Annotated in this window: 10 protein-coding genes; 7 read left to right on the plus strand and 3 right to left on the minus strand. The window is 45.6% G+C overall.

The features are described from left to right. Nucleotides 1-42 precede the first annotated feature (42 nt). The 5 genes from J4N45_RS21870 (at nt 43) to J4N45_RS21890 (ending at nt 3,234) form a co-directional block, all read left to right on the plus strand. Nucleotides 43-585 carry a cupin domain-containing protein gene (locus J4N45_RS21870; protein WP_042471294.1) on the plus strand — a complete coding sequence of 181 codons (543 nt, stop codon included), beginning with the start codon at nt 43-45 and terminating at the stop codon, nt 583-585. A gap of 301 nt (nt 586-886) precedes the next feature. Then, nucleotides 887-2,155, plus strand: a complete 1,269-nt coding sequence (locus J4N45_RS21875) for a hypothetical protein (RefSeq protein WP_252016964.1) — start codon at nt 887-889, stop codon at nt 2,153-2,155. A 100-nt stretch (nt 2,156-2,255) separates the two neighbouring features. Continuing rightward, nucleotides 2,256-2,489 (plus strand): YDG/SRA domain-containing protein, encoded by a 234-nt coding sequence (locus J4N45_RS21880; protein WP_252016965.1) that lies wholly within the window; start codon nt 2,256-2,258, stop codon nt 2,487-2,489. Between the two features lie 79 nt (nt 2,490-2,568). Beyond that, on the plus strand, nt 2,569-2,994 hold the full coding sequence (locus tag J4N45_RS21885; RefSeq protein WP_252016968.1) for a bifunctional diaminohydroxyphosphoribosylaminopyrimidine deaminase/5-amino-6-(5-phosphoribosylamino)uracil reductase RibD: 426 nt from the start codon (nt 2,569-2,571) through the stop codon (nt 2,992-2,994). 9 nt (nt 2,995-3,003) lie between these two features. Continuing rightward, nucleotides 3,004-3,234, plus strand: a complete 231-nt coding sequence (locus J4N45_RS21890; RefSeq protein ID WP_252016970.1) for a hypothetical protein — start codon at nt 3,004-3,006, stop codon at nt 3,232-3,234. A 110-nt stretch (nt 3,235-3,344) separates the two neighbouring features. On the opposite strand, the gene J4N45_RS21895 is transcribed toward J4N45_RS21890, so the two are convergent. Then, on the minus strand, nt 3,345-4,418 hold the full coding sequence (locus tag J4N45_RS21895) for a beta/alpha barrel domain-containing protein (protein WP_252016971.1): 1,074 nt from the start codon (nt 4,416-4,418) through the stop codon (nt 3,345-3,347). Between the two features lie 314 nt (nt 4,419-4,732). On the opposite strand from J4N45_RS21895, the gene J4N45_RS21900 reads away from it, so the two are divergent. Next, nucleotides 4,733-5,944: a phosphoribosyltransferase family protein gene (locus tag J4N45_RS21900; protein WP_042471307.1), complete on the plus strand. Its 1,212-nt coding sequence runs from the start codon at nt 4,733-4,735 to the stop codon at nt 5,942-5,944. An 84-nt stretch (nt 5,945-6,028) separates the two neighbouring features. Here J4N45_RS21900 and phnD read toward each other — a convergent pair whose 3' ends face one another. Then, nucleotides 6,029-6,952, minus strand: a complete 924-nt coding sequence (gene phnD / locus J4N45_RS21905) for a phosphonate ABC transporter substrate-binding protein (RefSeq protein ID WP_234496918.1) — start codon at nt 6,950-6,952, stop codon at nt 6,029-6,031. A gap of 143 nt (nt 6,953-7,095) precedes the next feature. Beyond that, entirely contained in the window at nt 7,096-8,028 is a 933-nt protein-coding gene (locus J4N45_RS21910; protein ID WP_252016974.1) for a DUF808 domain-containing protein, read from the minus strand. 120 nt (nt 8,029-8,148) lie between these two features. Here J4N45_RS21910 and J4N45_RS21915 point away from each other — a divergent pair, with 120 nt between their 5' ends. Further along, nucleotides 8,149-20,466, plus strand: coding sequence for a T1SS-143 repeat domain-containing protein (locus J4N45_RS21915; RefSeq protein WP_252016975.1), 12,318 nt, complete (start codon nt 8,149-8,151; stop codon nt 20,464-20,466). Nucleotides 20,467-20,475: the final 9 nt, after the last annotated feature.

Consider the following 20,475-nt stretch of genomic DNA (forward strand, 5'->3'; position numbering starts at 1 on the left):
AAATAACTTGCTGAGATCACAGCTTAATTTAGGGAGAGAGACATGGATGTAGGGAAACAGCTAAAAACGATTCGCACAATGCGCGGCTTGTCGCAACGAGAACTCGCCAAGCGAAGTGGCGTCACCAACTCCATGATCTCTCAAATAGAGCAAAACTTGGTGAACCCGTCAGTGGGTTCACTCAAGAAAATCCTCGATGCCATCCCAATCTCAATGGGCGAGTTCTTCACCCTAGACGTCGAACCCAAAGATGACATTTTCTTCACCGCCGAACAAATGGCAGACTTAGGTGACGGCAAAATTAAAATGCTGCTCGTCGGCGCCAAACGCGAAGGCCGACAACTCGCCATCCTCCGAGAAATCTACCCACCAGGTTCAGATACAGGTACAGACTTCATCGAACACGACGGAGAAGAGGGCGGTGTCGTCATCCGTGGCGAAATAGAAATCACCGTAGGCAGCCAAACCCGCGTGCTCAAAGCCGGCGACTCATACTACTTCGAAACCAGAAAGCCTCACCGCTTCCGCAACAAAGGCAAAGTAGAATGTGAACTAATCAGCGCCGCCACGCCGCCAACTTTCTAGCTGCTAAAGTACTTCTACGCATCCAAAAATCCCAGTTCACGTCATTCCTGCGCAGGCAGGAATCTACCCACAACACGCTCCAACCCTTCATTATTCGCCCGCATCCACCTTTCCGTATAACCCTGATTTTCCAGCCAGTTAGCGAATTTTCTGCCGTTTCAGCTCAATACTAAGGGGTAGTCACATAACTACTTGATAGTGTTTGAGTTTTATATGGATTGAGTGCAAGCTGTTAGGATTTATACGGAACTAGTCCTTCCGATAAGTGTTAGAACCACTCGAAAAAGAGAGAAACGAGTACATGCAAGAGTTTTATCAGTTTTGGTCAGAGCTAGGATGGTTGGCAAACCTTTTGGGTATTTGCTTAGTTGTTTTACCGTTAGTTACACTTGCGAATAAGTTATTTGAATATTTAAAGGAAAGAAAAATAAATAGGATAAATAACTACAGGTATCAATTGAGTGATAAAATGAACTCTGATGACTATTTACATTGGCAGTTGTCTTTTTTTAAGGAAACTTATTCATCTTCGGAGTTCACCACACTATATGGGAAGGAATATCCAGCAACTATAATACGTACAAATAGTAAACATCAATACCCATTCAAAGGGTTATGCTCTTTAGAATCAACTGATATAGAAAGTTTTGAATTTAATAGGACTCAAAGAAAGTATCTAAAATATTTAGGCGATTCTGTTAAAAGGCCGAAGATGAAGGGTTTTTCCGTTAATGAAGTGATTTTAGACTCAAACGGCCTTTTAGATTCGATTTCTGCTCGTGCTACTACGTATGACCAAAATTTAACCACTGCACATATATTAGAATGGGAACTATTTAAGAGCTATGAGAGAAAGCAGGGAAAGAACATAAATATTGCTACAGATTTAAAAATGAGAGCTAATTATCACGGCTCCTGTTCCCCCTCCTTGGCAATTCTTAAACCCTGTAACGCCTTCCCATTAATCAGTGTGCAGGCTCTAGTCATCTACAAAGACTATAAGGACCCAGAGAATATTGAATGGAAAGCAGTTATTGCACAAAGGGGCAAAGATGTCTCTGTAAAACCTGACCTATGGCAGATTCAACCTGCAGGTGGCTTTGAAGTTTTTGGTCACGAACAAGATAATAACAGTATATTATTAGAGCAAGCCTTCGATATACGGACAGCGTTACTAAGAGAATATGCTGAGGAACTATACAATGTTGAAGAGTTTAGTTTTTGTGTAGATGGTAGAGATTCTAACAGCATACTTTCCGAAAAGCATGTCTCTATGTTAATAGAGCTAATTAACACTAAATCAGCTAGCTTCGACTTTTTGGGGCTGGTTACGGATCTAACCGTTCTGCGACATGAAGCTTCATTTTTAATAGTTGTAGACGACAAAGACTATAGTAAATTACCCATTTTGGGGAGCTCTGAGTCAGTAAAAATGACTAGTTTGAATCTACAGGAACTTAAAAAAGTGTTTTCAAAAGAAAAAGTACACTCAAGTAGTGCTGGTCTTCTACAGTTAGCTATTGAGAGCGAGAGGCTTATAAATTTAGGTATCGCAAATCAACTAAAATAATAAGCCCAAACAAGAACATTAAACGTCAATAAAAAACAGTTGGTTATTTTCACTTTAATGCAAATCATAGCCAATTTTCGTCCGCTTAAGTCGGCGTTGTGTGTATAGGAAATATATTAGCCATTTTGGACATATTGCCAGTATTGAAGTTGGAGATGTTTTCGAAAATCGCTCTGTTCTTAAAGACGCTTGTCTTCATTTACCAACGCAGGCTGAGATTAGTGGCGGAGAAAATGAAGGCGCTTACTCTATTGTACTCTGCGGTAGGTATGAGGATGATGAAGACTTTGGTAATGAGATCATCCAATCAAGACACCAAAACCTACTGTGTTAAGGACGTCTTGCTTTAGTAGACTGTTTGCAAATCGACTTCTGAATCCAAGAATCAACTTTATCTACATGGACACACCCCAATGCCCAAATCCCACATGCTCAAAGCCCTAACACTCTCAAAATCCGCCCTCCCAAACTGTAAACCCAACCCACCAGTCGGTTGCGTCCTCGTCGACGACAATCAAATCGTCTCCGAAGGCTTCACACAACCCATCGGCTACAATCACGCTGAAGTAGAAGCTCTAAACAAATACTCAGGTTCGATGGACAACATCACAGCCTACGTGACGCTTGAGCCATGCTCATTCGTATGTCGAACACCAGCTTGCGCAGAGACACTCGTTAAGTCCGGGATCAAGAAGGTGGTCGTAGCCATGTTAGACCCCGATCCCCGCAATAGCGGTAAAGGCATAGCAATTCTAAGGGAAGCAGGAGTAGAGGTAGAGGTTGGTTTGTGTAGTGAGCAAGTTAGCGAGTTTCTGACACCCTATCTGGGTAAGTCGTAGAGGCATTTTATGTTTAGCTGTATAACCAACACAGAACTCGTAAACTCTATTCTCTTTATCGCTATTGTTATCTACGTCGGTAGAAGTCTTGTTCCAGCGTTTTACACTCGTACTCTCAACAATATTTACTATGAGAACAAGTGGCTTCTGTTTTTCTTCTTAATTCTTTCTGAGTTAGTGCTGGGTGGGGCAGCTATCTATATTGGCTGGCGCATGATTGAAAAATGTGTGATTTCATAAGGAACGCACGGATTTAGAATACGCGTGCTGATAGGGGGACAAAAGCTATTGGCACCATTTCTAGCACCAATAGCCTTTTTTACTCAACTAGCTAAACCTAGCCCAGTCGCTTACTTGTACTCATGGAATTTCTGAGCCAAGTACGGGTCCCACATTGCTGCAGTCGCACTCATTACCATGTCTGCGCCCATATCTAGGCGGCGGTGTAGGTCTTCAGCATTCATCATGCCGCCTACAGAACAGATAACGAATTCATCTTTCCATTTGGTGCGAAGGTCGATTAGGTTCTGTGTGACTTCTTCAGCCAAGTTACCAATCGCGTAGCCACACGTACCACTTTGCAGACGACCTTCACCAGGTAGAGCAGCAACGCCTTCTGGAGTGACTACTTGGCGAGGGATGGTGTTGATTGCAGCAAAACCATCAACGAATGGGCGGTTTGCTTCGATAACTTTTTCTAGCTGTTCTGCTGGCATCCAACCTAGTTTGATAAGAAGTGGTGTGTCCCCGATAGATTCACGGATTTTCTTAGACACTAGCGCAGAGTTTTCTGGATCAGAGAACAGCGCGCCTTCTTTGCTTCCGCCTAGGTTAGGGCATGAGTAGTTCACTTCGATAACTTTAGCGCCAGCTTCTTTCGCCATTGATGAAACGTAGCCGTAGTCTTCAACAAGATCACGCTCTGCAAGACCTGGAGTACCGTTTACCGAAACAATCATAAGCTGGTTCTTACCCATCTTACGGTTGCCTTCTTCGATGTCTTTCATCCACACCGATGGCGCTAGAGAAGGTACGCCGAACGAGTTAGTGATGGTGATTTTTTCATCGACTGAAGGGCGAGCACCTGGGTGGATCTCTGTGTTGATGTCGCGGTTGTCGAACTGTTCGTTGGTATCAAGGAAGACACAGTTTGGTGCTGGGTGGCAGGTGCGCTCAACACTTCTTACTGTTTTGTATACCGGGATATCGAAACCTAGCTTCGCATAAACATCACACCAGTGGCTGTTTAGTAGAGGGCCCGCAGGAACACCAAGACGAGAGTTAACCTCAAAGTCAAAGATTTTATGAGTTTGTGTTACCGCTGGACGAGTCGGGTATTTGGCATCAAAGAATGGACCATTTTGGTAGTTGTCCTCATAGGTTTTGAGGATGTCATAAAGTTCAAACTGAGTTGGAGTAGTCATCAGAAGCCGTTTCCTGTTTTGCCAAATAAAATTTGGAGGGGATTCTAGCGTTTGCTTTGCTGGCTGAATATAGGGGAGGGGAGATAGATGAACGTATTGCTGCGTAAGATCAATTACTTGACGAAAAAATGACGAAATTAGCGCCTTCGACTAAACGAAATGGTGAAAATAGACGCAATTTTCAGTTGGAAAACGTTTGCTTAATGCTGTTCTCAACCTAATTACGCATAAACTTACTATTTCCGATGCCATTTTGTGTGGTTTACCACTAGAATACCCGCAACCCACTTCGCTTCTTCTTGATAAGGAATACCATGAGCACTCTGAACGAACAATCTAGTGACGTAGTGATTGTTAGCAACTCATCTGATAACCCATTTGCAATCGATGTCGCCTATGCGATGGGGCAGCATGAAGATATCTCCGATGTCATCAGCATGAAGCACTTTATGAATACCGAGTTTTGCCCACGCTTTATCTCTGATGAGAACGACATGGACAACATTGGTAATAGCCTAGCGGGCAAAACCGTAGTGATTGTCAGCACGGGCAATCTGGTCACAAGCCGTCAAGAACTTGCAATGCACAACTTGATCATTGCACGTGCGGCGAAAGAAAATGGCGCTAGCCGTGTGACTTTGGTTGAACCTGACCTGTTTTTCTCTGCTCAAGACCGTGGTGCTCGTCCTGAGTTAGGTGATAAGTCAGCTGAGCGTGACGTCGCCGATATCAAGAAGTTTGATGGTCAGCCATTTACGGCGATGCTTTACGCGCAAATGCTAAAGCTTGCTGGTGTGGATGATGTCATCACTGTACATAACCACTCGGTCTCTGTGCAGAAGATGTTTACTGAAGTGTTCAAAGGGCGTTTCTACAACCTGATTCCTTACGAGATTTACGCGCACTACCTATTGAACTCAAACATTCTAAGCTACGGTCCAGAAGGCGAAGGTCTGGTTCTATGTGCTCCAGACAAAGGCGCTCGTGATTTCGTTAAAGAGATCTACAAGAAGCTGGGCTTAAACAAAGCGAAGTTCATCATGCTGGACAAAGAGCGTACGGCCGAGCGCAAAGTTGAAATCACGCTGCATAAAGAGAGCGAAGATACATTTGAGGGTCTAGAGAACCCAAGTATTGTTCTGTTTGATGATATGGTTCGCACTGGCTCGACAGTAGTTCAATCTTGTCAGTTCCTCCAGCAGCTAAAGCCTGAGCGTATGGTATTTACTGTGTCGCACTTCTACGCGAGCACAGAAGGGCGTGAGCGTATGTCTCACCCTGCACTTGGTGAGATTCTGACGCTGAACACCATGCCAACGATCCTAAACCGTGATGAGCAGGGGCGTCTGCGTAAGAAGATGGTTGTGTTGAAGATTGAGAAGTTCTTGGCGCAAGAGCTTTGTAAGATCCTTAACGTGCCTCAGCGTGCGCTTGAGAAGAACCCATATAAAATCGATATGTCATCTAAGAACCCACGTTTTCAACGCAAAATCTGGTTCTCAGACCAATTGTCAGAGCTGTCATAGACACTCTTAGCAATTCACATTCAAAAGTAGGCTCAGTCGTGAACCTACTTTTTTGTGCTTTAGTTAGACCTGTGCAAGCGTGGTTTAGCGCTGCACAAACTTAGTCGCATACACCAAATCGATGATCGATTGATACTCTTCTATGCTCGTATCGGCAAGATGTCTTAATCCGCCTGCGGCTTTTGAGAAGCACTCGTTATCTTCTTTATCCAACTTTTTTACGGCAGCAACCAGCTTTTCTTTAAACGCTGGGTCTAAATCATTGCTGACAATCGTAGAGCCATTCGCGATAAGCGGAGATTGCCAGATGACGCGGATCTTATCCATCACCTCTGGGTCGTGCTTCGCATAGCGATGGAGAGCGCCTGCTGAATAACCTATCGATTCATCACCTACCATGCTTGACGCAGAGACTGCAGCATCAAACTGACCGTTGATAACACCAACGATGTTTTGCTCGTGCCCGCCCGAAAAACTGATTGTGTCGAAGAAACCGTTAAAACGGTTGTCCATCGTGCCGCCAATCTGCTGCTGAAGTTGGTTGTTTGGTATCAAGTAGCCGGAGGTAGAATTTGGGTCTGCAAAAGAGAATACCTTGCCACGTAAATCGTCGATGCTTTGATAAGGGCTATCAGCTTTTACGATGACAACTGAGTGGTAGCCCCGAGAGTTATCCGTGTTATCGGCAATTAAGCCGATGATGTCCACCGCTTCTGGATCATTAAGGTGGACTTCGGCGAACGCTTTAGGCGACATGTTGATAACCAAGTCGATTTTCTTACCGAGTAAACCTTGTATGACTGAGTTGTAGTCACTCGAATTGCGGATGTTGGTTTTCACACCAAGTTCCGCTTGCATAAACTCAACCACACATTGGTTGTTACCAATCTGCGCTTCCGAGTTCTCACCACCTAAAATACCTAGATTAATCGATGCTGGCGCTGATGCGTTTGCATTAAAAGCGACCAAACTGGAGATCATCAACCCACCGACCCATACACTTTTCATTTCAACTTCCTTAATGCCTATCTAGGCTTATTGTTGTTTGAATCGGTATTAAATCAGTTGTGGCTTGTGGCTATCTTACGGGGTCGTGAATAGGTCATTAAGTTTGTATCTAGACGAGTTATACGCCAGTGACATTACGTTGGTCAGGCTGAACCTTTTATCTTGGTGTAAACGTGGTGCAACCTAAAGCAAACAGCACCAAGTACAGCACCGCTAAACAGGTGAATCATGCTAGCACCAATGCTCTCCCAGAATAGATCTAGGCTTGGAATGTGATTGAAGGTATCTGCCTGTGCAGCACTTAAGTGTTCGAGCCAAGGAATCGCATGGCTAATAATACCGCCACCAACCAAGAACATCGCGATCGTGCCAACGACTGCGAGAGCTTTCATTAACCAAGGAGCGAAGCTCAAAAGACCGAGCCCTAGTTTCTGCTTCAAGACACTTTTAGAAGGATTGTTATTGATAAGCCAGAGTCCAGCGTCATCGAGCTTTACGATGATAGCGACTAAACCGTATACGCCAGCGGTGACTAGCACAGCAACGATACTTAAACTGACAGCCTGCATGGTCAGTGATTGAGCCATCATAGTGCCGAGGGCGATCACGACGATTTCTGCAGACAGAATAAAGTCGGTGCGGATTGCGCCTTTGATTTTTTGTTGTTCGAGATTGGCAAACTCTTCGGCTGTCATTGAAACCACATCTTCGTTTTTTACATGAGATGCTTTTTGACCGCGATGGGTCCACCAATGGTGGATTTTTTCAAATCCTTCGAAGCAAAGAAAAGCACCACCAAGAGTAAGTAGCGGTGTGATGAGCCATGGAATAAATAAGCTTATGAGTAAGGCGGCGGGGACTAATATTACTTTATTGAGAAGTGAGCCTTTAGCAACTGCCCAGACTACAGGAAGCTCTCTTTCGGTAGCAACACCGCTGACTTGCTCAGCATTTACGGCGAGATCGTCGCCAAGTACACCGGCGGTTTTTTTAACTGCAGCCTTCGACATAACGGCGACATCGTCCATGAGCACGGAGATGTCATCAATTAGGGTGAGTAAACTTGCGCCTGCCATAACCCGGTTCCTTCTTTGAACTCTACCTTATTAACTAGAACAAATTTGTAAAATTTACCACGCTACTTTGTACAAATACTATCTTTAGATGAAAGGCTTAGTAAGGATCGGAGACCAAAGATGGTGCCAGTGCTATACGTTCAGATGGGTGATGTGATTTGGAAAGTGTTTTCAGACGGAAGTTGGGAGCGCGCTGCTCCTGATGAATCGCTAATCGATGGGGTATTGGTCGTTAATCAGCCAATCGTTGAGCTAGGTGATCAGACAAACCTTACCCCGGCGCAAATTGCCTCTGTAGAGCAAGCTCTCTCAGAAACCATTGATGATTTGACGAATAATATTGTTAACCAACAAGGTAACGTGGACCTTACCTCAGGAACGAGTAACGAAAGCGGCGGATTTATTGTTTCGTTAAAGGCAACACTAGACGAAACTATAGCTCGAGCGGGGTTCGATACTAGGCCTGCTAATAGGTTAGATACCTCACCAAGGCCAGCGGAGTCTTCGCTAGATATTCTGCCTGACCAAGCGGCGTTAACCGTCAACATTCTCGATGGTGGTGATGGTTATGAGAATCAGTTTGAAGTTCCAAGTGTCATCATCGAAGGCACCGCAAAGGACGTGCGTGATGATAGAGATGTTTTTATTACCATTACTGATCAAGATGGTAATACCATCCAGCTCCAGTCCGTAACAATTAACGAGTCTTATTTTATTTCTGATATTGATCTTTCGACGCTCGCAGAAGGCCCGTTGATTGTTGATGCCATAATTTCTGATGATTTTGGCAATAATGTTACCGCTCAAGATACGACGATCAAAGATACATTAGCGAGTATTACGGTTGAACTTGATGGTTTTGGTGATGACTATGTCAACGCTAACGAAGCACCTGCCGAAGCATTTACAGGGACAACTGAATTTGTAGAGGCTGGTCAGGTGATTAACTGGACCGTAACCGACGAGTTGGGAACTTCACTTTCAGGAACTTCAGTAGTGAGTGAATCTGGAGAGTGGAATATAGCGTCTGTCGATGTTCAAACTCTCCAAGACGGTGTAATTACTGTTGAAGCTTCAACGGTCGATATTGCAGGCAACCCAGCAACGTCTAGCGATACAATTATAAAAGATACAAAGGCTTTTATTTCGGTTCAGTTTGATGATGTCGATGGTGTGCTAAATCAGTATGAGGCTCCAATTACAACGATATCAGGAACGGTCGCAGAAGTGGAAGACGGCCAGACAATAAATGTCATCCTATCGAACAGTAACGGTGATTCTCTAAGCTTATCTTCGATAGTTAACGGAGCGAGTTGGTCGATATCCAACATCGATCTGTCTGGTTTTGCCGAGGGTGAACTGTCTGTAGTGGCGAGCACGATAGATATCGCTGGGAACTCGGTATCGGCAACGGATACAACCATAAAAGATACCTTGGCAAGTATTAGTGTTGACTGGGACGGGTTTGGTGATGAGTACGTAAACTTAGTGGAAGCGCCGAATGCTGCGTTTACAGGAACAACTGAGTTTGTGGAAGCGGGACAAACTATCAATTGGACGGTAACAGACGCGCAAGGTAGTACTATTTCGGGTACGTCTCTTGTCAGTGAAACCGGGCAATGGCAAATAACGAACCTTAATGTGTCGGGTTTGACAGATGGTACACTCACTGTTGAAGCATCGACGGTTGATAAGGCTGGCAACCCCACAAGTTCAACCGACACCATCACAAAGGACACCGCAGCTAATATCTCGGTTGATTGGGATGGCTTTGGTGATGAGTTCATTAATCTAGTTGAATCGCCGAGCGCAGCATTTAACGGTACGACTCAGTTTGTTGAGGCAGGACAAACGATCCATTGGACGGTCACCGATGAGTTAGGTGCGAGTATTTCAGGAACATCGACCGTTGATGCATCTGGTGTTTGGAGTGTCGCAGGTCAGGATGTCTCCGGTCTGACTGATGGCAATCTAGTCGTTGAGGCAACGACGACAGATGTGGCAGGGAATATGGTTAGCGCCACTGACACCATAGTCAAAGACACCCAAGCGGCTATCACAGTCGAAGTCATTGATGTCGATGGGGTTGTGAATCAGTTTGAAGTGCCAATGACCGACCTTACGGGTACGGTTACCAATGTAGAAGATGGCCAAACAGTTTCTATCGAGATAACCGGCACGGGGAGCTCGCCACTCAATTTCACCACAACGGTCACTAACGGTGCTTGGTCACTGTCTGATGTTGACTTATCTGCGTTTGATGATGGTGACATAGCTGTTGAGGTCAGCACGGAAGATATGGCAGGCAACCCAGCGTCAGCCTCTGACACCACCATTAAAGACACCATGGCAAGTATCACGGTGGAGTGGAATGGTTTTGGTGATGAGTACATTAACGCTGCTGAGGCTCCGAATTCTGCTTTCTCAGGTACCACACAATTTGTCGAAGCGGGGCAAACAATCTCTTGGACAGTGACTGATACCCTGGGCGCAATGTTGTCAGGGGAGTCAGCTGTAAGTGATACCGGGCTTTGGAGCATTTCCAACCTGGATGTTCAAAGTCTGCAAGATGGCGTACTTACCGTTGAAGCTTCAACAGTAGATATCGCAGGTAACCCGACTTCCGCTACTGACACTATAGTGAAGGACACACAAGCGTCCATAACCGTTCAATTTGATGATGTCGATGGTGTTATCAATCAGTTTGAGACCCCAATCACTATGATATCGGGGACTGTGTCGAATGTAGAGAACGGCCAATCTATTGATATTGTGCTTTCAAATTTAAGTGGAGATACACTCAATCTCTCTACAACAGTCAATGGTAGTAGTTGGTCGATATCCAACATAGATCTGTCTGGTTTTGCCGAGGGTGAGATGTCTGTAGTGGCAAGCACCACAGATATCGCTGGAAACTCGGTATCGGCAACGGATACAACGATAAAAGATACGCTGGCAAGCATTAGCGTAGATTGGGACGGGTTTGGTGATGAGTACGTAAACTTAGTGGAAGCACCGAATGCTGCGTTTACAGGGACAACTGAGTTTGTGGAAGCGGGACAAACCATCAATTGGACGGTAACAGACGCGCAAGGTAGTACTATTTCGGGTACGTCTCTTGTCAGTGAAACCGGGCAATGGCAAATAACGAACCTTGATGTGTCGGGTTTGACAGATGGTGCACTCATTGTTGAAGCATCGACGATTGATAAGGCTGGCAACCCCACAAGTTCAACCGACACCATCACAAAGGACACCGCAGCTAATATCTCGGTTGATTGGGATGGCTTTGGTGATGAGTTCATTAATCTAGTCGAATCATCGAGCGCAGCATTTAACGGTACAACTCAGTTTGTTGAGGCAAGACAAACGATCAATTGGACGGTCACCGATGAGTTAGGTGCGAGTATCTCAGGAACATCGACTGTTGATGCATCTGGTGCTTGGAGTGTCGCAGGTCAGGATGTCTCCGGTCTGACTGATGGCAATCTAGTCGTTGAGGCAACGACGACAGATGTGGCAGGGAATATGGTTAGCGCCACTGACACCATAGTCAAAGACACCCAAGCGGCTATCACAGTCGAAGTCTTTGATGTCGATGGGGTTGTGAATCAGTTTGAAGCGCCAATGACCGACCTTACGGGTACGGTTACCAATGTAGAAGATGGTCAAATAGTCTCTATCGAGATAACCGGCACGGGGAGCTCGCCACTTAATTTCACCACAACGGTCACTAACGGTGCTTGGTCACTGTCTGATGTTGACTTCTCTGCGTTTGATGATGGTGACATAGCTGTTGACGTCAGCACGGAAGATGTTGCAGGTAACCCAGCGTCAGCCTCTGACACCACCATTAAAGACACCATGGCAAGTATCACGGTGGAGTGGAATGGTTTTGGTGATGAGTACATTAACGCTGCTGAGGCTCCGAATTCTGCTTTCTCAGGTACCACACAATTTGTCGAAGCGGGGCAAACAATCTCTTGGACAGTGACTGATACCCTGGGCGCAACGTTGTCAGGGGAGTCAGCGGTAAGTGATACCGGGCTTTGGAGCATTTCCAACCTGGATGTTCAAAGTCTGCAAGATGGCGTACTTACCGTTGAAGCCTCTACAGTAGATATCGCAGGTAACCCGACTTCCGCTTCAGACACCATAGTGAAGGATACTCAAGCGTCCATTACCGTTAAATTTGATGATGTCGATGGGGCCACCAATGAACAAGAAATCCTAGCCACAGATCTGTCTGGAACCGTCTCGAATGTTGAGGATGGCCAAACCGTAACCTTGACTATATCGGGGGTTAGCGGCGATCCGATCACATTAACCACTGTTGTAACTGATGGCCTTTGGTCGGTTTCTAATGTCGATTTGTCACGTTTTGATGATGGTGAGTTGTCAGTAATCGCAGAAACAAATGATATCGCTGGAAATCCGACGACAGCAAATGATACATCGATAATTGATACTGCCAAGCCCGCCATTGATATTGATACATTGCAGGGATTTAACATTCTCGCTTTTAGAGGTGGTTCATTAACAAGTCTGCAAGGAACAACCGATCTTGTCGAAGAAGGTTTACCCGTTACTGTTGTTGTTAGTGATGGTGTGGTGACGGTTGAGTATCAAGGGAACGTAGACGCTGACGGCAATTGGTTGGTGTCAGACATCGATGTGTCATCACTCGATCTCAACGCAGTATGGACGCTCGATGCGAATGTTAGCAATGCGGTAGGTAACTCGGCGACTGATGATATGCCGACATTAGTACTTCCAGAGTCACTCGCGTTTAGTGATACGGTAATTGGTATCTTCGGCAACCAAGCGAAAGAGTCTGATGTGCGAATCGAAAACGCAGAGTTTGTGTTTTATGAGTCGCAATCGCTTATCGACCAGCTCACATCTAACGGACTCTCTATTACAGTCACAGTGACCGATTATCAGGTCATGGGTGTCAGAAGTGATGGAGAAGTTGTTTTTGAAGCGGTACTCACTGGCGATAAGGTTGACGTGGCCTTTAAGCAGGTTATCGACCAAGAGCCTGATTTAAACTCCATCCAAACCGCGCTTTTAATTCAGGGGACGCAGACGGATGCTGATGGCACCACGGAAGTGGTGATCGGTCACCTGCCGATTAATGTTGCAGATATAGAGCCTTTAATCTTCGATGATTTCGCGTTCGTTACTGAAGGTGAAGTGAAGTCTGGTAACGTGCTCAACAATGATATTGATTTGGATGGGGCGCTCATAGTCTCCAAAATTATCATTGATGGTACAGAATACGTGGTCTCTGGTAGCACACCAACGGTTGTCGATATTCCTGAAGGTCAGCTAAGCGTATTTGCCAATGGTCATTACAATTTTTCTGCAAATCGAAATATAGATAACTCTGCGGGTCGCCAAAAGGTTTCCTTTGATTACATCGCTGGCGACCAAGAAAACGATTTTGGACAAGGCACTGCGACGATTTTCATTTCTGATGGTGATGCAGGGCAGGTAGGTTCTGGGAGTTATGAATATACCGAACCCGATTTAGTTGATAGACCCGGTACATTTGTTACTACGTTTGATGTCAATCCAGGTTCTGATAATCCAGACCCAGATAGCCTTTACTTCGAAGCAAGTACACTCAACGTACTCGATAGTTTGTCGCTTACGAGTGGTAATGATCTCCTTGCCCTTACTTATGAGTTAAATGACGCAGGTAAAGTGCTGACGGCTAAATCCGGCACCACGGTGGTGTTCACACTGACCCTAACAGGAGAGGTCAACGCAAGCGATCCTACTGCTGTAACTGGCTCACTGACGATTGTTCAAGAGCAACCATTAAATCAACCAACCAACAATGATCTTCTTAATCTACCTTTAGTCATTGGTGGTTTGGATACCGACGGAACCGAGCTTGGCCTTGGCGACTTTAATTTGCTAATCAAGGATGGTAGTGACCCTACCATGATCAATCTAACTGATGCCCCTACTGTTTCCGAGGGAGGGTTAAACAGTGCGAGCTTTGTAAGAGGGACAGGAACGTTCAACGTGTCTATTGGTGCGGATGACCTTGATAAAAACCAATCACTAAAACCCACTGTATTCTTTGATACCGCTGATCAACCACTCGTCTATAGCGGTGGAAATCTCATTCATTACACTGTTGATGCGACGGGCGCTATTCTGACGGGGTCATACGAAGACAGCAATGGAAATACGGTGAATGTGTTTGTTATTGGGTTTATTCAACCTGACGCCGATACAGGTGGGGATGTAGATTATACATTCACTTTACTGCAAAACCTCGACAACACCAGTGACCCTTTGGAAATCCCTTTCGTGGTGACAGCCAGAGACTCTGACGGAGACCAAACCAAACTCACGCTAGATGTAAAAGTAACCGATTCGGGCTCTGCGACGGTTGGGACTGCATCACTCACAGTGACCGAATTACCGGAAAAGTCAGGAGAGACAGAGACCAATACCGACACATCTACGATAAGCATTACTGCATCTCAAGATGAACTCACTGACATTGCGCTTTCCATTGATAACGGTACAGCAGTGGAAGATTCAAACGGCAATGCAATTACAACCTATGGCTTGAGCGTTGTTTGGCGTGATAACGGTGATAACACCTACGATGGTATTGATGAAAATGGCATGGTGGTGTTTAGAGTGTCACTGCCTGACGAACTAGAGATTGCATCCAGTACAACAGGCAGTGTTGATATTGGTTTTCGTCTGTTCAAAGAGATAGATCACGGCAGCGATGGCTCTGTGGACTCTTTGACTATCAATCTTCCAATTGTTGTCACCGACCTTGATGGCACAGAAACCGAACAAATCTCGACGGTCGCCATACTCGATGGTCGAGACCCGACGGTTGAAACAGTGACTGTGTCAGTAAACGAAGCAGATTTAGAAGGTGTTGGCGAGGTCGAAGTCATACAAGCGGACACTCTAACGTTTGTAAGAGGTTCCGACACCATTGTTTCTTTTGATATCAATATTTCAAACTTTGGAAGCTACACCAGTGGTGGTGAAACTATAGTTTTGGCCGATCGTGATATTGATGGTTGGTATATCGGCACCAAGCAAAGCTCGAACGAGGAGGTATTCCGTCTGCGTTTAAATGTGGATGGCTCAGCAGAGTTCTTCCTCTTTAAGCCTCTTGATCATGCGGATGGCAATGGTGCAAATATACTCGATCTAGAATTTCCTATCGTAGCCACAGACAGTGATGGTGACGAATCAGCTGAGTCGATACTCAAAGTTGCGGTAACGGATGATATTCCGACGACCGGTGATGCGCAGACGTTAGAGATCACGGAAGGGGACAGCTTCTCGGGTAATCTGCTTTCTGGCACTAGGATCGGTGTGGACGGGGGCGCAATTACTGAGTTTACCTACGAAAGTGGAACCTACATCTTTGGAGCAACAGATGAGTTTGTCGTTAATCTCACGAATGCTAATGACAGTTCGATATACGGCACGCTTACTTTAAAGTCGGATGGTAGCTACACGGTGGTCACCAACTCAAGTGTGGACGCGAGCCCTGCGCTAACCGATAGCATCGTATTTACCGTTAAAGATAACGATGGCGATACCGTTTCAAATACAGCGAAATTGATCCTCGATGACAGTATCGGTTTTGTTCGAGTTGAAAACACCGAGATACGTGAGGATGAGTTAGCGACCGTTGATATTAAGGTGTTTGTTGGTGATTTTGATCAAGGTGAAAACGTCAGTGAAATCAGAATCTCCGGCTTACAAGACGGAACCCTATACCTTGATGGCGTAGCGCTTGTCGCGGTTGGCGGTACTGTGACGCTGACGGATGCTCAGATTAAACAAGAAACCGGAGAAAACTACTTTGTACCCGATGGGGTGCTGACCTATCGACCGAAAGAGAATGAATCCAATACAACGCTGTCTTCAAACGTCGTCGCTTTGATTGTTGGTGCGACTGTGACTAAGACAGGTGCGGCCGATGATGTATTGAGTAATGAAGTTCTCGACATCTCGGTATTGCCTGTTGCTGATGCACCTGATTGGGGAAGTTCACAGTTTGAATACAACCTAACGGAGGATATAGACCGAACCTTCCCGCTAGACATCGATGCGTTGCTCGTTGATACGGATAGCTCAGAGTCGCTCAGTTATCAAATTACCAACGTGCCAAGCGGCATTACCATCAAACTCAATGGCGATAAAATTGTTGAGGGTAAGTCCTACACTCAAAGCCAGCTCGATCAAATGACGATTACAGTGAAAAAGAACCTTGCTGGAGAGTTCACATTTGATCTAAAAGCGATTTCGACCGAGAAAGGCAGCGAGTTTGCTCAGAGCACCGACAAGACCGCAGAGATAGATTCTCCTGTCGTTATTAAGGTTTCTCCTGATGCTGATGTGCCAGAACTCTCTGTGCGAGATGTACGAGGCTTGGAGGATGTCGATATCGACCTCAGCGATGCGATTTTTGGGACGCTGACAGATACCGATGGTTCCGAGTCGCTATTTTATGACATTGAAGTTCAAGATGGTTGGTCGTTAACAGGAACCGGGTTCGAGCAAACGGGTACGAATATGTATCGCGTAGAGTCTGATGCTATCGCTAATGGCGACGCATTACTCAGACCTAAAACGGATATCAGTTCGTTCACAGAGAGCCTAGCTATTAACGTTACGGCCGTTGCGGTGGAATCGACCGTTGATGGTTTGCCTCCAGTTAACGAAGAAGCGGATAGCACAACCAAGACAATCAATATCACCTTAAAAGGTGTTGTTGATGAGCCTATCGCTCAAGATGGTGGCAATGGGAACTGGCAGTATGATGAAGCAAATAAAACCATCGAAACTGCCGCTTCCTTTAATGAAGATGGTTTAGTGCCATTGGATTTCGTTTTTGTTACCTCAGATGATGATGTGTCTGAGGTGCTCAATATTTTGATTACCAATCTACCTGATGATATTTCGATTGTGGACAGCGTGGGTCAACCAGTCGCTTTAACCATTGCTGGTATTGACCCTACGACGGGCAATGTTTATCAGGTGAGCAATGAGGAGCTGGCAACCCTATTCGTAAAACCTAAAGAAGACTTTAGTGGTCGAATTACGTTTGATGCTCGGGTTGTATCAACGGAGCCAGACGGAGATAGCGGTACGTTTGAGTACAATGTTCAAATCGACTTGCTGCCGGTTGTTGACCAAAGCGAAGGCGTCACAGTATCAACCACAGGTATTGAAGATGGCCAGATTGCCCTGGATCTTGAACCTAGACTGAGTGGCGATAGTGATGGCAGTGAAACCTTAACCGGTTACTTGATCGATCCGTTACCGAGCGACCTTACCTTATTGTTCGATAGTTCGCCTATAACTGTCCCTGCGACGGGATTAGATTTGGAAACCTTGTTAGATTCTACAACACCAACTCTGGACTCACTGTTCAACAGTGGTCGTTTAAGTGTCGTTCCGACAGAAGATTTGAGTGGTGTCTTCAGTATTCCGGTGCGCTATGAAGTTACTGATACATCAGAGCTAGGTGCAACGGCCACTAAGCTCATTTCTGGCTCATTGACTGTGACAGTTGAAGCGAAAGTGGAGGGAGACACAAGGCTAGAAACCTCACTAGAAACTTTTATAAGCGACGATGGCAGCCCTGTCGATGTGTCAAATGCGGTTAGATTCATTGAAGAAGATATCGATGGCTCGGAATATCTAGACTACATCATACTTGAGGTACCTCAAGAGTATGACATTGTGGTCAATAGTGGCGGCAATGAAGCTCAGGAAACCCCCGATGGCAACTGGATCATTCCAGCTAATGGTTTGACGAGTGATACTGTTCAGGATATCTCTACGTTTATTCTCAACAACGTCACGATTTCCAGCAATCAAGATACGCCTGTTATCGACATTGTCGTTCGTGCTCGAGTGATAGATGGCGAGGATGCCAAATACATCGATGGTAAGTTTCAGATCCAAATCACTGGTCACAGCGGCGGTGGCACTCCTTGTGACCCTGTCGGTCCTCCGGGAGAGATTGAGTCAGATGACGATATAGTCTTTGATGAGGGCACTGAAGTTCTGGACTTGTCGGGTCTTCTTAACCCTGATATTGCTAGCGACCCTGACAACAGTATCTCGTTTTATGTTCCTGCAGACTCATTACCAGAAGATGTTGAATTACAGGGCAACGGCGTTATTACTGTTTATGACAATGATGGTGAAATTGTTGGGTACACCATAAGTCAATCTGGTTTAAGTAACTTGCAAATTGTTGGCCTTGATGAAGACTTCGCGGGTTGTGTTAATTTTGAAGTTCAGACCACAGAAACCTCATCGTGTAATGGTTCTAGCTTAACGACCACTCAAACAATCAGTATTGATATCCGCCCGGTTGTCGATGACATTACTCTTTCAACTGTGTTAAGCAGAATTGATGAAGACGTCGCTTCCGATCTGGATCTTCAGTTGATCTTAGGTGACTCAGTGAAGCTCGATGGCAGTCAAACCGTGATTGGTGAAGGGGAATCAGCAACAGGTAAAGAGACCGTTAATTTCTTTAATATTCAAGTGTCTGATGGAGCAAAACTCTCTGCACCTGGTAGTGATACCAGCTGGCTAATTGATAACGGCGACGGCAGCTACACGATAACGGATGTTACAAGACTTTCTGAGGTCATTCTCACCCCTCCAGCTAACTTTAGCGGTGAAATTTCACTGACTGCTGAAGTGAATATTACCGATAAAACGGACTGTCTCACAGAAACCGATACCCAGACAAAAACCGTCACCAAGATCATTGATATCAACCCGATTGTTGATCCAGCAAGCCTAGTGACCGATGACTTCACTGGAGATGAAGATACCTACATATCTTTAGCCAGTTTAGATGCCGAACTGATTGACCAAGACGGCTCTGAAAACATGTCACTGAGCATAACTGGCGTACCTGAAGGGGCGGTTGTAGTGACCAAAGTGGGTGAGAGCTATGAGCTGGTGCCCAATAATGGTGAGGACGGGGGAATGTTCCAGGGTAACCCAACCTACGAATGGCAGCTCGATCCTGCGGACCTTGATAATACCTACATTTTGCCGCCTCTCGATTTTAGTGGTGATATACCGCTGACACTTAAAGCCATAACCGAAGAGCTAGCGACGAATGACACCCGCATTACTGAGTCTTCATTTACGCTGGGCGTTAATCCGATTGCTGATGAGATCGATTTCTTCAACGTGCCCGATAAAGTGACGGGGGATGAAGATGCCGTTATCACGATTCCAATCGATATCGTGACTCAAGAAACCAATAGCGATGAGTCCATTGCATTGGTGGTGACTGCTAAAGCTGCCAATGATTCGAGTTCGATAGAAGATATGGCGAGTATTCGTGTTGATGGTAAGACGGCTCGTTTCTTCCAAGTAGATGGCGTAGCAACAGCGGTTATTTTGGTTTCAGCGAGCTCTATTAATAGTATCGAGCTATTTGCTGGTGATGCGTTCGGTGATATTGACCTAACCATCACTGCAGACGCCCGTGATACAGCGACCGTGTTAGGGTCAAATGTCGGCGATTTTGGTCCAATCAAACAAGAAACGATCCGAATAGAAATTACACCAGAGCCAGACGCGCCTATCTTGGATTTAACCTATGACAATATTCTCGCTGAGCCGACAGGAGATATTCCTCTCGGGTTATCGCTTGATCTCGTTAATCCTGCTGATGGTGAAACCGGAAAGCTAACTATCGAGGGCTTACCTAGCGATCTAGAACTGACCAAGGGTGAAAAGATCGGTGATAACTGGGAAGTAGATGGCGATGATATTAGCTCTGTTGCTATCAAAGACCCTGGCACTTTGAGTGCTGATGAAACCTTCACGTTAATTCTAAAGCCTTCTGCTGAGCTCAATGGAAACACAGCGGATGGCGCCGTAGAGACCCTGGATGTGGAACTCTTAACTGAGGGGAGCCAAACTCTGACGGGTAACTTCCAGAAAGACTATATCTCAGGTGGTTCTGGCGGCGACACCCTTAGTGGCGGTATAGGTGCAGACACGATCTTAAGTGGCAAAGGGAATGACGAGCTGACCGGTGGACTTGGTCACGATACCTTTGTGTTTACGAGTGATGATATTGGTACTGTGTTTGAGTTTACGGATACGGTCACTGATTTTAACGTTAGCGCAAATACTGACAGCATTGACCTTAGCGCGATTCTTTCAGCAACGAATGCGACGGATGCAGCTAGTCAACTTAACTTGATTCAAGACGGTGCAGATGTACGCATAGAGCTATTGCCGAGCGGAAATCAGGTCGAGCACAACGTTAAACTCGAAAACACGACGCTCGATTCCTTGTATGGCGGAGATGCTTCAGGCGTTTCAGAGACCGACATTATTCAAAAAATGCTAGACGACCAAAACTTAATACTATCGTCAAACTAGTTAGCAGTA

Source organism: Vibrio sp. SCSIO 43140 (assembly GCF_023716585.1).
Classification (GTDB): Bacteria; Pseudomonadota; Gammaproteobacteria; order Enterobacterales; family Vibrionaceae; genus Vibrio; species Vibrio maritimus_B.

What these genes read in the sequence shown, in the direction of transcription:
- J4N45_RS21875 (WP_252016964.1), top strand. Translation starts at nt 887, where the DNA reads ATGCAAGAGTTTTATCAGTTTTGGTCAGAGCTAGGATGGTTGGCAAAC.
- J4N45_RS21870 (WP_042471294.1), top strand. Translation starts at nt 43, where the DNA reads ATGGATGTAGGGAAACAGCTAAAAACGATTCGCACAATGCGCGGCTTG.
- J4N45_RS21885 (WP_252016968.1), top strand. Translation starts at nt 2,569, where the DNA reads ATGCCCAAATCCCACATGCTCAAAGCCCTAACACTCTCAAAATCCGCC.
- phnD (WP_234496918.1), bottom strand. Translation starts at nt 6,952, where the DNA reads ATGAAAAGTGTATGGGTCGGTGGGTTGATGATCTCCAGTTTGGTCGCT.
- J4N45_RS21890 (WP_252016970.1), top strand. Translation starts at nt 3,004, where the DNA reads ATGTTTAGCTGTATAACCAACACAGAACTCGTAAACTCTATTCTCTTT.
- J4N45_RS21910 (WP_252016974.1), bottom strand. Translation starts at nt 8,028, where the DNA reads ATGGCAGGCGCAAGTTTACTCACCCTAATTGATGACATCTCCGTGCTC.
- J4N45_RS21900 (WP_042471307.1), top strand. Translation starts at nt 4,733, where the DNA reads ATGAGCACTCTGAACGAACAATCTAGTGACGTAGTGATTGTTAGCAAC.
- J4N45_RS21915 (WP_252016975.1), top strand. Translation starts at nt 8,149, where the DNA reads ATGGTGCCAGTGCTATACGTTCAGATGGGTGATGTGATTTGGAAAGTG.
- J4N45_RS21895 (WP_252016971.1), bottom strand. Translation starts at nt 4,418, where the DNA reads ATGACTACTCCAACTCAGTTTGAACTTTATGACATCCTCAAAACCTAT.